This is a genomic window from Enterobacter cloacae complex sp. IR53041, from assembly GCF_049238285.1.
Lineage (GTDB): Bacteria > Pseudomonadota > Gammaproteobacteria > Enterobacterales > Enterobacteriaceae > Enterobacter > Enterobacter roggenkampii.
On record NZ_JBMKHB010000005.1, the window covers coordinates 1 to 11,694 of the forward strand.

10 protein-coding genes and 1 pseudogene are annotated in these 11,694 nt (G+C 49.7%); 6 read left to right on the forward strand and 5 right to left on the reverse strand.

The features are described 5' to 3' along the window. Window positions 1-62, reverse strand: a 62-nt coding sequence (locus tag ACOTXF_RS05145) for a hypothetical protein (RefSeq protein ID WP_225385476.1), incomplete at its 3' end; no start/stop codon positions are given. 188 nt (window positions 63-250) lie between these two features. On the opposite strand from ACOTXF_RS05145, the pseudogene ACOTXF_RS05150 reads away from it, so the two are divergent. The 4 genes and pseudogenes from ACOTXF_RS05150 to ACOTXF_RS05165 form a co-directional block, all read left to right on the forward strand. After that, a pseudogene (locus tag ACOTXF_RS05150) lies at window positions 251-1,081 on the forward strand (restriction endonuclease subunit S); the annotation flags it as partial. Beyond that, complete coding sequence (locus tag ACOTXF_RS05155; RefSeq protein WP_001581473.1) at window positions 1,074-2,249, forward strand: DUF4268 domain-containing protein; 1,176 nt, start codon at window positions 1,074-1,076, stop codon at window positions 2,247-2,249. The pseudogene ACOTXF_RS05150 and the gene ACOTXF_RS05155, both read left to right, overlap by 8 nt. Beyond that, entirely contained in the window at window positions 2,249-5,380 is a 3,132-nt protein-coding gene (locus tag ACOTXF_RS05160; RefSeq protein WP_023305543.1) for a type I restriction endonuclease subunit R, read from the forward strand. Before ACOTXF_RS05155 ends, ACOTXF_RS05160 begins: the two co-directional genes overlap by 1 nt. Window positions 5,381-5,414: 34 nt before the next feature. Continuing rightward, window positions 5,415-5,909 carry a helix-turn-helix transcriptional regulator gene (locus ACOTXF_RS05165; RefSeq protein ID WP_006809979.1) on the forward strand — a complete coding sequence of 165 codons (495 nt, stop codon included), beginning with the start codon at window positions 5,415-5,417 and terminating at the stop codon, window positions 5,907-5,909. Between the two features lie 73 nt (window positions 5,910-5,982). On the opposite strand, the gene ACOTXF_RS05170 is transcribed toward ACOTXF_RS05165, so the two are convergent. The 4 genes from ACOTXF_RS05170 to ACOTXF_RS05185 all read right to left on the reverse strand — a co-directional run bounded on the left by ACOTXF_RS05170 (window position 5,983) and on the right by ACOTXF_RS05185 (window position 10,138). Beyond that, window positions 5,983-6,603 (reverse strand): inovirus Gp2 family protein, encoded by a 621-nt coding sequence (locus tag ACOTXF_RS05170; protein ID WP_023305544.1) that lies wholly within the window; start codon window positions 6,601-6,603, stop codon window positions 5,983-5,985. Between the two features lie 461 nt (window positions 6,604-7,064). Next, window positions 7,065-7,829 carry a hypothetical protein gene (locus tag ACOTXF_RS05175; RefSeq protein ID WP_016246899.1) on the reverse strand — a complete coding sequence of 255 codons (765 nt, stop codon included), beginning with the start codon at window positions 7,827-7,829 and terminating at the stop codon, window positions 7,065-7,067. 274 nt (window positions 7,830-8,103) lie between these two features. Beyond that, a complete protein-coding gene (locus ACOTXF_RS05180; RefSeq protein WP_045416749.1) occupies window positions 8,104-8,715 on the reverse strand; it encodes a flavin reductase family protein in 612 nt (203 codons plus the stop codon). 217 nt (window positions 8,716-8,932) lie between these two features. Then, complete coding sequence (locus ACOTXF_RS05185; protein WP_316937124.1) at window positions 8,933-10,138, reverse strand: L-dopachrome tautomerase-related protein; 1,206 nt, start codon at window positions 10,136-10,138, stop codon at window positions 8,933-8,935. 109 nt (window positions 10,139-10,247) lie between these two features. Here ACOTXF_RS05185 and ACOTXF_RS05190 point away from each other — a divergent pair, with 109 nt between their 5' ends. Together ACOTXF_RS05190 and ACOTXF_RS05195 are read left to right on the forward strand one after the other, a co-directional pair. After that, window positions 10,248-11,147, forward strand: a complete 900-nt coding sequence (locus ACOTXF_RS05190) for a LysR family transcriptional regulator (protein WP_045416745.1) — start codon at window positions 10,248-10,250, stop codon at window positions 11,145-11,147. A 16-nt stretch (window positions 11,148-11,163) separates the two neighbouring features. After that, a complete protein-coding gene (locus tag ACOTXF_RS05195; protein ID WP_023326760.1) occupies window positions 11,164-11,673 on the forward strand; it encodes a hypothetical protein in 510 nt (169 codons plus the stop codon). Window positions 11,674-11,694: the final 21 nt, after the last annotated feature.

Sequence of the window (11,694 nt, forward strand, 5' to 3'; positions counted from 1 at the left end):
AACTTTTGCTTTGCCACGGAACGGTCTGCGTTGTCGGGAAGATACGTGATCTGATCCTTCAACTCAGCAAAAGTTCGATTTATTCAACAAAGCCACTTATCTTCCTAAATTGCTGGCAGCTGCGACAGGATCAACTTTTCCTAATGTTAGCAAAGACCTTATTAATAATATTCCAGTAAGTGTTTTACCTGTTGAGAATGCTTGTAATATTAGTAAGCTCATCGAATTGCAGGAAGAGAAAGTATTCACGAATAATCAGATAAACCAAACCCTCGAACAAATGGCACAAGCCCTGTTCAAAAGCTGGTTTGTTAATTTTGAACCCGTAAAGGCCAAAATGGCAGTGCTGGAAGCGGGCGGTTCGCAGGAAGACGCGATGCTTGCCGCTATGACAGCGATTTCCGGAAAAGATGATGATGCGCTGGTGGTTTTTGAGCGTGAACACCCTGAACAATATGCCGAGTTAAAAGCCACGGCAGAACTGTTTCCGTCCGCGATGCAGGATAGTGAGTTGGGAAATATCCCTGTGACATGGGAGTTAGGGAAGCTTCAAGATTTGTTGGTATTACAGAGAGGTTTTGATCTCCCTTCATCGGCACGAAAAGATGGTGAGTTTCCTCTGATTGCCGCCAGTGGCCCCAACGGTACTCATAATGTGGCAATGGCTAAAGCTCCGGGCGTTATAACTGGTCGTTCTGGTGTGCTTGGTAAAGTTTATTTAACGCTTGAAGATTATTGGCCATTGAATACAACCCTTTGGGTAAAGGAATTCAAACGTGCAACACCCTGTTACGCTTATGAGTTGCTGCGACTATTAGATATGAAAGCGTTTAATGCAGGTTCAGCTGTTCCTTCTTTGAACCGTAATCATATACATAGTTTGAGCTATCCACTCCCCCCTATGGCATTAGTAAATTTGTTTGAATCATCAGCCTTGCTTTTGCATCAGCGTGCACATGTAAATTTAAAACACTCTCAATCTTTGGCATTACTCCGCGACACCCTTCTCCCCAAACTCCTCTCGGGTGAAATCACCCTACCGGAAGCCGAGCAGGCGGTAAGTGAGGCGGAAAATGTATAAAGTCGATACGCCGACCAATAGTCTGCATTCTCTGCAAGAGGTGTCGTTCAGCAGCCTCGGCTTTCGCGAGCGCGATCACCTGCAGGAGTGGCTGGCAAAGAATCCCCAGGCGTTAACCCGCGACAACGACGATGAGTTGCTGATTATCCAGAAAGAGTTCGCCGGTTTTGACGACACCAAAGAACGTCTCGATCTGCTGGCGCTCGATAAAAAAGGCAACCTGGTCATCATCGAAAATAAGCTTGATGATTCCGGGCGCGACGTCGTCTGGCAGGCGCTGAAATATGCCGGCTACTGCGCCAACCTGCGTCAGGAGAGCGTGGTGGAGATCTTCCAGCTTTATCTGGATCAGTATGAGCCCAACGAGAACCGCCAGGCGGCAGAGGTCATCGCCGAATTTATGGGCTGGGAAAGCCTGAAAGAAGGGGTGCTCAACCGCAAAGGCACCCAGCGCGTCATCATGGTTGCGGCCAATTTCCGCAAAGAGGTCACCAATACCGCGCTGTGGTTGATGCAGTTTGGTATCCGCGCCCAGTGCTTCAAAGTGACCCCCTACCGTTTTGGTGAAGACGTGTTTGTCGATATCCGCCAGGTTATCCCAACCCCGGAAGCGGAGTCGTACATGATTGGCATGGCGCAAAAAGAGGCGGAAGAGCAGTCCACCTCCAGCAGTAGCGAACTGCAGCAGCGTCACTATCTGCGCCGCGAGTTCTGGACGATGGCGCTGGAAAAATTCCGCACCAGCCCCTGTTCACTGTTTAACAACCGCGCTCCCTCAACCGATCACTGGCTGGCTGCCGGGTCGGGCGTTAGCGGCGTGCCGTTTGAGCTTATCTTTTCCCAGAAAGACGCTCGCGTGCAGCTCAATATTTCGCGCGGAGATGCGCTGGAAAACACCTGGTTATTTGAACGCCTTCAGGAACGTAAAACGCACATTGAATCGCTGTTTGGCGAGCCGCTCGACTGGCGGTTGCTGCCAGAGCGAAAAAGCTGCCAGATCGTCTGTTCAAAGACGTTTGACGGCGGCAATAAAGAGATCTGGCCTGTCATTATCGACTGGATGATGGATAGCATGAACCGTCTGGAAAAAGCGATCCGCCCGAGCCTGCTGGAACTGGCGATTGAGCTGAAACAGACCGGTATGATCACCGAGGGAGAGGAAGAGTAATGCTGAGCGAAGACGATTTAGAGCAGCAATGCCTGAAATGGTTTGCTGAACAGGACTGGGAAGTGCTGCACGGGCCAGATATCGCGCCGGATGGCGACAACCCGCTGCGTGCTTCATTTCATGATGTGTTTCTGCGCCCGGTGATGCTGGAGCAGCTGCAAACCATCAACCCCCATCTCCCTGTTTCCGTGCTGGAAGAGGTGATACTCCGTATTACCCGCCCCGAAAGCCCGGATCTGGTCGTCAGCAACAAAGCATTCCATCACCTGTTGCTCGACGGCGTACCCGTTGAGTACAAGCGTGAAGACAAAACGGTTCACGATAAAGCCCTGCTGATGGATTTCAACCATCCCGGCAATAACCGCTTTATGGTCGTAAATCAGGTGGCTATTCAGGGGATAAAACAGGTTCGTCGTCCGGATATTATCTGCTATATCAACGGCCTGCCGGTGGCGGTGATTGAGCTGAAAAGCCCGATTGATGCCAATGCCGATATCTGGGCTGCGTTTAACCAGCTGCAGACCTATAAAAACGAACTCAGCGACCTGTTTATCTGTAACGAAGCGCTGGTAGTGAGCGACGGGCAAAATGCGCGTATCGGCTCTCTGACCGCTGATGAAGAGCGTTTTCTGCCGTGGAAAACGGTGGCGAACGAAGATGATAAACCGCAGTTTCACTGGCAGCTTAAAACGGTAGTGCAGGGCTTCTTTAATAGCGAACTGCTGCTCGATTACATTCGTTTCTTTGTGCTGTTTGAAAACGATGGCAAACGGCTTATCAAAAAGATTGCCGCTTACCATCAGTTCCACGCGGTGCGTGAAGCGGTTGCGGCAACGATTGTGGCCTCTACCGGTAAACATCTTCCGCTGCGCAGCAACATTACCCCCGGCAGTAAAAAAGCGGGCGTGGTGTGGCATACCCAGGGCTCCGGCAAAAGTATCTCCATGTGCTGTTACGCCGGAAAGCTGCTGCAACAAACAGAGATGAATAATCCGACCATCGTCGTGGTGACCGACCGTAACGATCTTGACGGGCAGCTCTACGCCACGTTTTGCCAGGCGCATGATTTACTCAAGCAAACGCCGTTACAGGCCAACGACCGCGACGAACTGCGCGAGCTGCTCAACGCCCGTGAATCCGGCGGCATTATCTTTACCACCGTGCAGAAGTTTGCGCCGCTGGACAGTGAACAGAGCCATCCGGCACTTAACGTCCGCAGCAACATCGTGGTGATTTCCGATGAAGCGCACCGCAGCCAATATGGCCTGAGCGCCACGCTGGACCGGCAAACCGGGGCCTATAAATACGGCTACGCCAAGCATATGCGCGATGCGCTACCGAATGCGTCGTTTATGGGCTTCACTGGTACGCCGATTGCCTCGGAAGATAAAGATACCCGTGCCGTGTTCGGTGATTATGTCTCTATCTACGATATTCAGGATGCGGTTGATGATGGCGCGACGGTGCCGATTTACTACGAATCCCGGCTGGCAAAACTCGATCTGAACCATGACGAGCTGGAAACGCTCTCTGATCAGGTCGATGAACTGGTAGAAGACGAAGAAACGGGCCAGCAAGAAAAAACCAAAGGTGACTGGAGCCGTCTGGAAAAGCTGGTCGGTTCAGAGCCACGTATTCAGCAGGTCGCCGCCGATCTGGTTCAGCATTTTGAAACACGTAACACTGCCATGAACGGCAAGGCGATGGTTGTCGCCATGAGCCGCGAGATCTGCGTGAAACTGTACGATGCCATCGTGGCGATACGCCCTGAATGGCACAGTGAAGACGTTGAACAAGGGGCGATCAAAGTCATCATGACCGGATCGGCGTCAGATAAAGATCACCTGCAATCGCATATTTACAACAAACAGACCAAAAAACGCCTGGAAGCCCGCTTTAAAGATCTGAACGATCCGCTGAAACTGGTGATTGTGCGGGATATGTGGCTGACCGGGTTTGATGCCCCATGCTGTCACACCATGTATATCGACAAACCGATGCGCGGCCATAATTTGATGCAGGCGATTGCCCGCGTTAACCGTGTGTTCCGGGATAAACCCGGCGGGCTGGTGGTGGATTATATCGGCATTGCCAACGAGCTGAAGCAGGCGCTGAAAACCTATACCGATTCAAAAGGCAAAGGACAGACAACGGTCGATGCCAGGGAAGCCTTTGCGATTCTGCTGGAAAAAATGGATGTCATTCATGGGATGTTTGCCCGTTCGGCGGGTAAGCCGGGATTTGATTACACGGGCTTCTCCCGCGATCCGCTGGCCTTCTTGCGTGATGCCGTGAACTACATTCTGGGACTGGATGACGGTAAAAAACGCTACCTCGATGTTTCGCTGGCGATGAGTAAAGCCTGGTCACTGTGTAATACGCTGGATGAGGCGAAACCCTTACAGGAGGAGTTCGCGTTTCTTTCGGCGGTCAGGGTGGGGCTTATCAAGCTCGATCCGAAGGCAAAGTTTAGCCAGTCAGAAAAAAACTCTCTTCTGAGCAAGATCCTCGATAACGCGGTTGTCGCGACCGGGGTTGAGGATGTCTTCGCACTCGCCGGGCTGGATAAACCGAACATAGGTTTGCTGTCCGATGAGTTTTTGGAAGAAGTGCGGGAAATGCCGCAGCGTAATCTGGCAGTGGAACTGCTGGAAAAACTGCTCAATGACGGCATTCATGCCCGTTCGGGCAATAACGTGGTGCAGCAGAAGAAATACTCCGACCGACTGAAAGCGGTGCTGCTCAAATACAATAACCGCGCCATTGAGACCGCGCAGGTGATTGAAGAGCTGATCCAGATGGCGAAAGCGTTCCAGGAGGCGATGGCGCGTGATGATGCGTTAGGGCTGACCCCGGATGAAATCGCCTTCTATGATGCGCTGGCTGAAAATGAAAGTGCAGTGCGTGAACTGGGCGATGATACGCTGAGAAAGCTGGCCATCGAAGTGACATTGAAATTGCGGCAGTCCACCACCGTGGACTGGCAGGTGCGTGAAAGCGTGCGTGCCCGATTGCGTATTCTGGTGCGCCAGACGCTGCGTAAGTATAAGTATCCGCCGGACAAAACGCCGGGCGCCGTGGAACTGATTTTGAAGCAGGCAGAAGTGGTGTCGAACAGCTGGACAGTCTAAAACGTTCATCGATTATCTTGACGGAGGAGGTTCAATGTCGGTTACTGTAACAGTTGAAAAAGTAGGGGCGGCATTTGCATTGATCAAATGCCACCATAGGCCTGAAGCAGAATATGAATTTACTGGTGAGTTTCTCGGGCTTTCACACGAGCTGAAGTTTGCAGGGAAGAATTTACGAGAACTGAGAGAAACTGGCTGTTCTATTTATGGAATTTATCAGGATGAATACGGCATGACCTTACTTCCTGATCATCCCGGCATTAAACTGGCCGAAATACTAGCGGTATCAAATATAGGACTGAATAAATTTTCGGTTTACATGGGATGTCGCGAGCAAGAGATAGTTGAATTGTTGAACGGTTCAGTTTCACTGACGAAAGCTATGGCACTCCGGTTATCGCATGTAGTCGGTGGAAGTTGGTCGAAGTGGATGTTAATTCAAGAGCAGTTTGAATTACAGTTGGCACAACGAGAGATTAAAGAATTAATGATTTTGACTAATATCGGGGATGAGGTCGTTGGATTATAGTAAAACAACCATCTTTAACTGATGGGTTTGGCCTTTCCATCCATAAGAAAGGCCATTTCTGTAAAAAAATAAATTACCAGCGACTGCAGCCGAAGCTACGGTCGCCATCTCCGTATACTTTTGTATCAAGTTTAGCCAGGTAGTCAAGACGATTCAGTAATTTATTGTATTCTCCTTCAAAGTTAAAATCATTGACGTCTAATATATAACGACAATTTTCAGGGTAGTGAACCAATCCCGGATAATCATCCAGTTCCAATCCCAGTGCGCTATACCATGCTCTTACAATCATCATCCTTAAATTGCTTTCGGCCTCATAATCACCTAAATGGTAATAAGCATCTTTGTTAAAAAAAAGACCAATATGAAAATGACATTTCCCCTCTTCGGAAAACTCCCTTACCCAAACATGACGAACACGATTTGGATAAATTCGTTTACCGTTAGCTGCTCTGGCTTTCTCATTGGCCTCCAGCATTGCATTTAACGCATTACGGAAACGGGATATAGCACCAGGCTCTAGATTAGGAAAACAGCAAACAGTGTCACCTCTGTCTAAAATGGGTGGATAATGAACATCAACACGTAACGCCATTGTTCTGGGGAATTCACTGATAGCATCATTGACGACTCGTTCAATATGTTTTTTATAGGCGAGCACATGCTCACCATGGGAACCATGATATAATTCCATGCTTCGATCCTGTTGTTAGCCCTACGGCTTATGATAGCCGTATACAGTAAAATGATCAGACATAGCTGAATGTCTGTGGTTAGTTATATTAATTAACTATTAATAGTAATGACTGTTGTATAATACCTTTCCAACAATAAAACTTGTTATCAACCCATTACCCATGCAGTAAAATACTTAAAAAGCAACTCTGCAATTATAATCACCCAAAGATGCCATTATCCCAGTGTCTTTTTACCGTGGAAATACTTATTCCTAAGATCTTTGCCACCTTGGATTGAGAGTAATGCTTAGCCTTCTCACTCTGAATTAAATGGTAATATTTACTTCCTTCAGGCCTTCCTAGAATTTTCTTTGATTTTGCTTTGTTAGTAGGCATCTTTTACCCTCATCAAGCTATTAGGTACTAACTCCATACTGTCGAGATGTATGCAACTAAGTGGTTATGCTTAACATTGGTATCAGAAAGTATGGTTTACTTCACCGTTAAAGGGGTTAATAATGATGGCATCTCCTCCTTTCATCGCCTTTTGAGGTGTATCGCCTTCGGCAATCACCGGGACCATTACCGCTAGATCATTTGTGTAATAAATTGGTATCCAGCAATAGCATGATTGTTTATGGTGGATTTTATTTCTTTTCAATACCTCTTCAATTCCAAATGTAATAAGTTCAAAGATTGGCATAATCACAATGCTGCTCAAATCAAAAAAACAACCATCGTAAACTGTTTCCTTTATCAGTATGATATTTGACAACCCTCCTGCAATTAGATGTTTGTGGTTCACGCGCCGATCTGTGTAAATAAAAATTGCTTTTTTTACATTGAAGCTTTTTATAATGTATGTGAGCTTTTCATGAATTAATTTTTTTTCACTCTTCCCCATCTTATCATGAGATATTTTGTGTGCATAAAAATTCTGGTCGATAACCTCGTTCCGGTGTCGAATGTGAGTGTTCCAGACGGAATGAAAAAACTCTTCGTAAGTTAATTTTGGCTCCCCCCGTGCTATTGACGGGGCCTTCTCTTCAAAAATACAGCCTAATGTTGACTCCAAAGTTTGAGCTATATGATATTGCGATGTTATTTTATTCAATGCTGGGACTGTGGCGTTTAATAAAAATGATATCACCTCTGACCTGGAGTATCCTTTTGCATTGCTATAGTCGTCAATTGCATCAATAGTAGAACTATTGTTTACGCTGAAAGTGATGCGTTTTTTCATATGTGACCTTGAATTTTGTTAATGTGAGATGTGATAAATAGTATTAATCTCCCCCCATTGTTAATGGAAGGTTTGTATTAACTAACCCGGCTATTCTTTAGGGAGGGTGCGAATAAGTACCCTCCGCAACGAAAATGAAACTTTTAGTCAATTAAATTCAATCACTTACATAGGCGTTTTTTTGCGTTTGGTGACTTATTCGCACCTTCCCTAAGGGGCGTAAAGAAAGAATATCACGAAAAGTTTAAACCTTTCCGCTGTCAAAAAGTCCGGGTTACTCATCGTGTCGGAAGTTGTGACCGAGTCGGTGACCCAGCGAGAAATAGTGGCGAAATAGATAATAGAGGGGTTTCCATTTCTCCACATTAAATTTTACCCCTCTCTGAGTACGAATTAATAAAGCCTCAGATATGTGGACGCAGGTTATCGTGGCATCAACGGACACCAGGTTCCCCTGCGAACCGGTCAGGGGCGATATCCCGCAAACCTGAGCCTCTATTTGTACAGGACACTCTTTAATTCTCCACGAGTTAATCGTCACCGCCTTTTCCTTATGTAAATTCCCGCAGCTAAATTTGTCCTTTTCAAAAACATATCCCCTCTTTTTCTTCCATTCCGGTGGCGATGCTTTTCCCGTTTTATTTGCGATAGCTTCAATATTCTGCCAGAGCCTGCTGTCCGGGATGTTCAGAACAATATCGGGGTTACCTGTGATATTTTCATAACACTTTCCGGAGGTGCCAAGCCCGAACACGATATTCCGGTCGAGGATCCACCACGAGGAGACCGGGCTCAGGTTGGTTGAACCGTCAGGATTTTGGCTGGAGATAATGGCGACCGGTGTACCAAAATATAAAGAAGCAAAATCGACCTGCTGGGTTTTCATTTTATCATCCTCTGATTAACGAAGGCCCAGTCTACGTTGTGCAAACGTGCGTTACTTCGGTGAAGCGCGAAGTAAAACGCGCCTCACGGAATTTCCAGGAGCGCAATGTTAACCACTTCTTTCTGAGCAGGGGGAAGACATCACGTTCAGCCTTTAAGGAAATAAGAACGTGTGAAATTATGAGCCCATATATGCAGGTCTCCTGGTTTACTTGCCCTTATTTTTGTAAAGCATCGAGACGCAAGCGCCACAAATCATAGCGTTCTTCTCCCGGTTTAACGGTTCCCGCGAAGTGGTCATTGAGGCGACTCGAGGTAAATACCAGGTCTCCGTTAGGACGGATTGCCAGCGTGTCTGGCCAGCGCACCTCTTCGCTTGCCGCAATCAGCGACATGGAATGGGTTTCAGGATCGTATCTGACGATACCATTGCGTGTGACATCGGTAATGTAGAGGTTACCTTTTACATCTGTCACCATTCCGTCGGTGTTGCCCCCCACGCGACCCAGATCGCGGATCTGCCCGGCAATTTGCGCATTGGTTGACGCAGGCTGCCTCAGTATCGCGGTCGGTACCGTATAGGCGTGCGTGCCGGTTGTCACTGTCCAGTACAGCGTGCCCGCATCGGGTGAAAGCGCAATGCCATTGATACCAATCAGTGATGGTTTACCAGGCCAGACTTCAGTCCCGTGCGAGACGACGTTAACGCCTGGCTCAATCTGCAGCGCAGGATGACGATCGAGCACGCGCCGGGCCGTACCGGTAGCGAAATCGACGATAATTAGTCCCACCTGGTTTTCAGGCGCGCTCCGCGAGCCGCTGTCGGAGATATAGGCGACACGGCGGTTTTCATCGACCACCACATCATTCAGAAAGCTGGCCTTGCGGTCCGCTACGCCGTCCAGGGCGATACGTTTGATGGTGCGGCCAGAGTGGAGATCCAGTACGACCAGTTTCTGCGCCCCCGTGGGGGACTCTGTTTCGCCTGCAACAAACCCCATGTCCAGCGCCCATAGCCAGCCGTTTTTACGGTCAATATAAAAACCGAGCACGTTGCGCAGGCTCTGAGCGGGATCGGTGTTCACCGCATTCCCCTCGCGGGAGGGAAACGCCGTCAGGCGGGCAGGGCCAGACTGCGCCGTCGTATCCAGAATGCTTAACGTGGCGGGTGCTGCGGCGGAAACCAGCCGGGGCGTGCTGACAAAGGCCCGGTCCATTGCATCAAAGTGGATACCTGCAATAGGGGCATTGACCGAACCGGAAAACGTCGCAGGAATCTTCCCTTCTTGAGCGGTATCCCAGCTCACACCGGCATAGCTTCGCCAGCGCTTCAGAGGCGGGTGGTTCGCCGCGTTGACAAGACTTGGGAAAGCGAACAACGCCGCCATTGCGATGGCGGGCAGAATATGGGGACGGTTGAACATTGACAGGCTCCAGTGGAACGTTCAGGTGATGAATGCTGGCCACTTTACTCATCGCTCAACGGGAGATAAATTAGCCAAATTGAAAAACATTTGTTCCTGAGAGAGCAAAATGAGCCGGAAATTCGATTACCTCGGCGACGTTGAAGTCTTCATTGCTGTGGTTGAGCACGGCTCATTTACGGGCGCAGCGGTTGCTCTTTCAACCACCCCTTCGGTACTGAGCCGCGCGGTCACCCGTCTGGAAGCGCGTCTTGGACGGCAGCTATTACAGCGAACGACCCGCCGTGTGGGGCTGACTGAAGCCGGACGCGTCTATCTTGAGCAGGCGCGTTCTGCGTTCTCTCTGCTTGATGACGCCGAACGCGTTGGCCGGGGTCAGGAGGGCGATCTGACCGGTCGCGTGAGAATGAGTGTCCCGACCACTTATGCCCACTACCGCCTGCCGCCGCTGCTGGCGCACTATAATCAACGCTACCCACGCGTACAGGTGGAGCTGAACATTACTAATCGCAACGTTGACCTGATCGCAGAGGGGTTCGATCTGGCGATCCGTCTGGGACAGTTGCCTGACAGTGGACTTGTGGCGCGTAAGCTGGAAGACGCGGCATTGCTTCTGGTCGCCTCCCCGGACTACCTGCATCGGAGAGGAAAGCCTCAGACGCTGGAAGAGCTGCAGCGCCATCAGTGCCTGCCGTTTATCATGCCGCGCACCGGGCGTATCGCCCCCTGGGTATTTCATGACGAAGGGCGCGATATTGACTGGATGCCGGGGTCAACTATCGAAATATCAGACGATGTTCTCGGCGTGGTTTCGCTGGCGGAGCAGGGGATGGGGATCTGCCAAAGCTATGAATTTATCGTTCGCGACAGAATACAGGGCGGCCAGTTAGTTGAGGTGCTGCCGCACCTTCGGGGACGATCGCGACCTTTCTCCGTGCTGTTTGCCCCGCACCGACGCCAGTCAGCAGCAACCCGGGCAATGATTGACCTTCTGACCCGACAAGAATGACAAGGACGAGTCCACCATGAAAAAAGCGCGTTTTTCCTTTTGGATCCCTCTCATCGCGGGCGGGATAGCACTGATATCGGCTTTTGTGGTCTGGTCAGTCAACATTTACCGCGTGACATACCTTTCGATCCGCGGGGAGCAGTACCTTGCCTGTGGGGCGTTGCTGCTGGCGCTGGTGCCGATGGTCTATTTCATCAGAAAGGGGAGACTGAAAGGTAAGCGCCTTGCTGACGCGGTAAAAATCTACCTTGGCTTCTTTATCTGCAGCCTGCCGGTTGCCATGTTCGTGGTCTTTACAACGGCCTGGCTGCTGGAGGGGGACTATTCGGCCTGGAGCAAACCTTACCGGTATGAGTCCAGTACCCGCCACACCTGCTCGGGTGCGGAAGTCTACGAGCCGGAATTAAAGAAGGAGATCCGCATCTGTAACCCGCAGGGTAACGTTTATTCCGATACCACCCTGTATGTGGAAAAGCGGAGCAATGCCCTGGGGATTGTGGTGCTCTGGGCTATCACGCGCGCCTGAACCGGAGAAAGTCAGGGCGCG

Coding starts and splice junctions, on each gene's coding strand:
- ACOTXF_RS05155 (WP_001581473.1), top strand. CDS start 1,074: ATGTATAAAGTCGATACGCCGACCAATAGTCTGCATTCTCTGCAAGAG.
- ACOTXF_RS05160 (WP_023305543.1), top strand. CDS start 2,249: ATGCTGAGCGAAGACGATTTAGAGCAGCAATGCCTGAAATGGTTTGCT.
- ACOTXF_RS05165 (WP_006809979.1), top strand. CDS start 5,415: ATGTCGGTTACTGTAACAGTTGAAAAAGTAGGGGCGGCATTTGCATTG.
- ACOTXF_RS05170 (WP_023305544.1), bottom strand. CDS start 6,603: ATGGAATTATATCATGGTTCCCATGGTGAGCATGTGCTCGCCTATAAA.
- ACOTXF_RS05175 (WP_016246899.1), bottom strand. CDS start 7,829: ATGAAAAAACGCATCACTTTCAGCGTAAACAATAGTTCTACTATTGAT.
- ACOTXF_RS05180 (WP_045416749.1), bottom strand. CDS start 8,715: ATGAAAACCCAGCAGGTCGATTTTGCTTCTTTATATTTTGGTACACCG.
- ACOTXF_RS05185 (WP_316937124.1), bottom strand. CDS start 10,138: ATGTTCAACCGTCCCCATATTCTGCCCGCCATCGCAATGGCGGCGTTG.
- ACOTXF_RS05190 (WP_045416745.1), top strand. CDS start 10,248: ATGAGCCGGAAATTCGATTACCTCGGCGACGTTGAAGTCTTCATTGCT.
- ACOTXF_RS05195 (WP_023326760.1), top strand. CDS start 11,164: ATGAAAAAAGCGCGTTTTTCCTTTTGGATCCCTCTCATCGCGGGCGGG.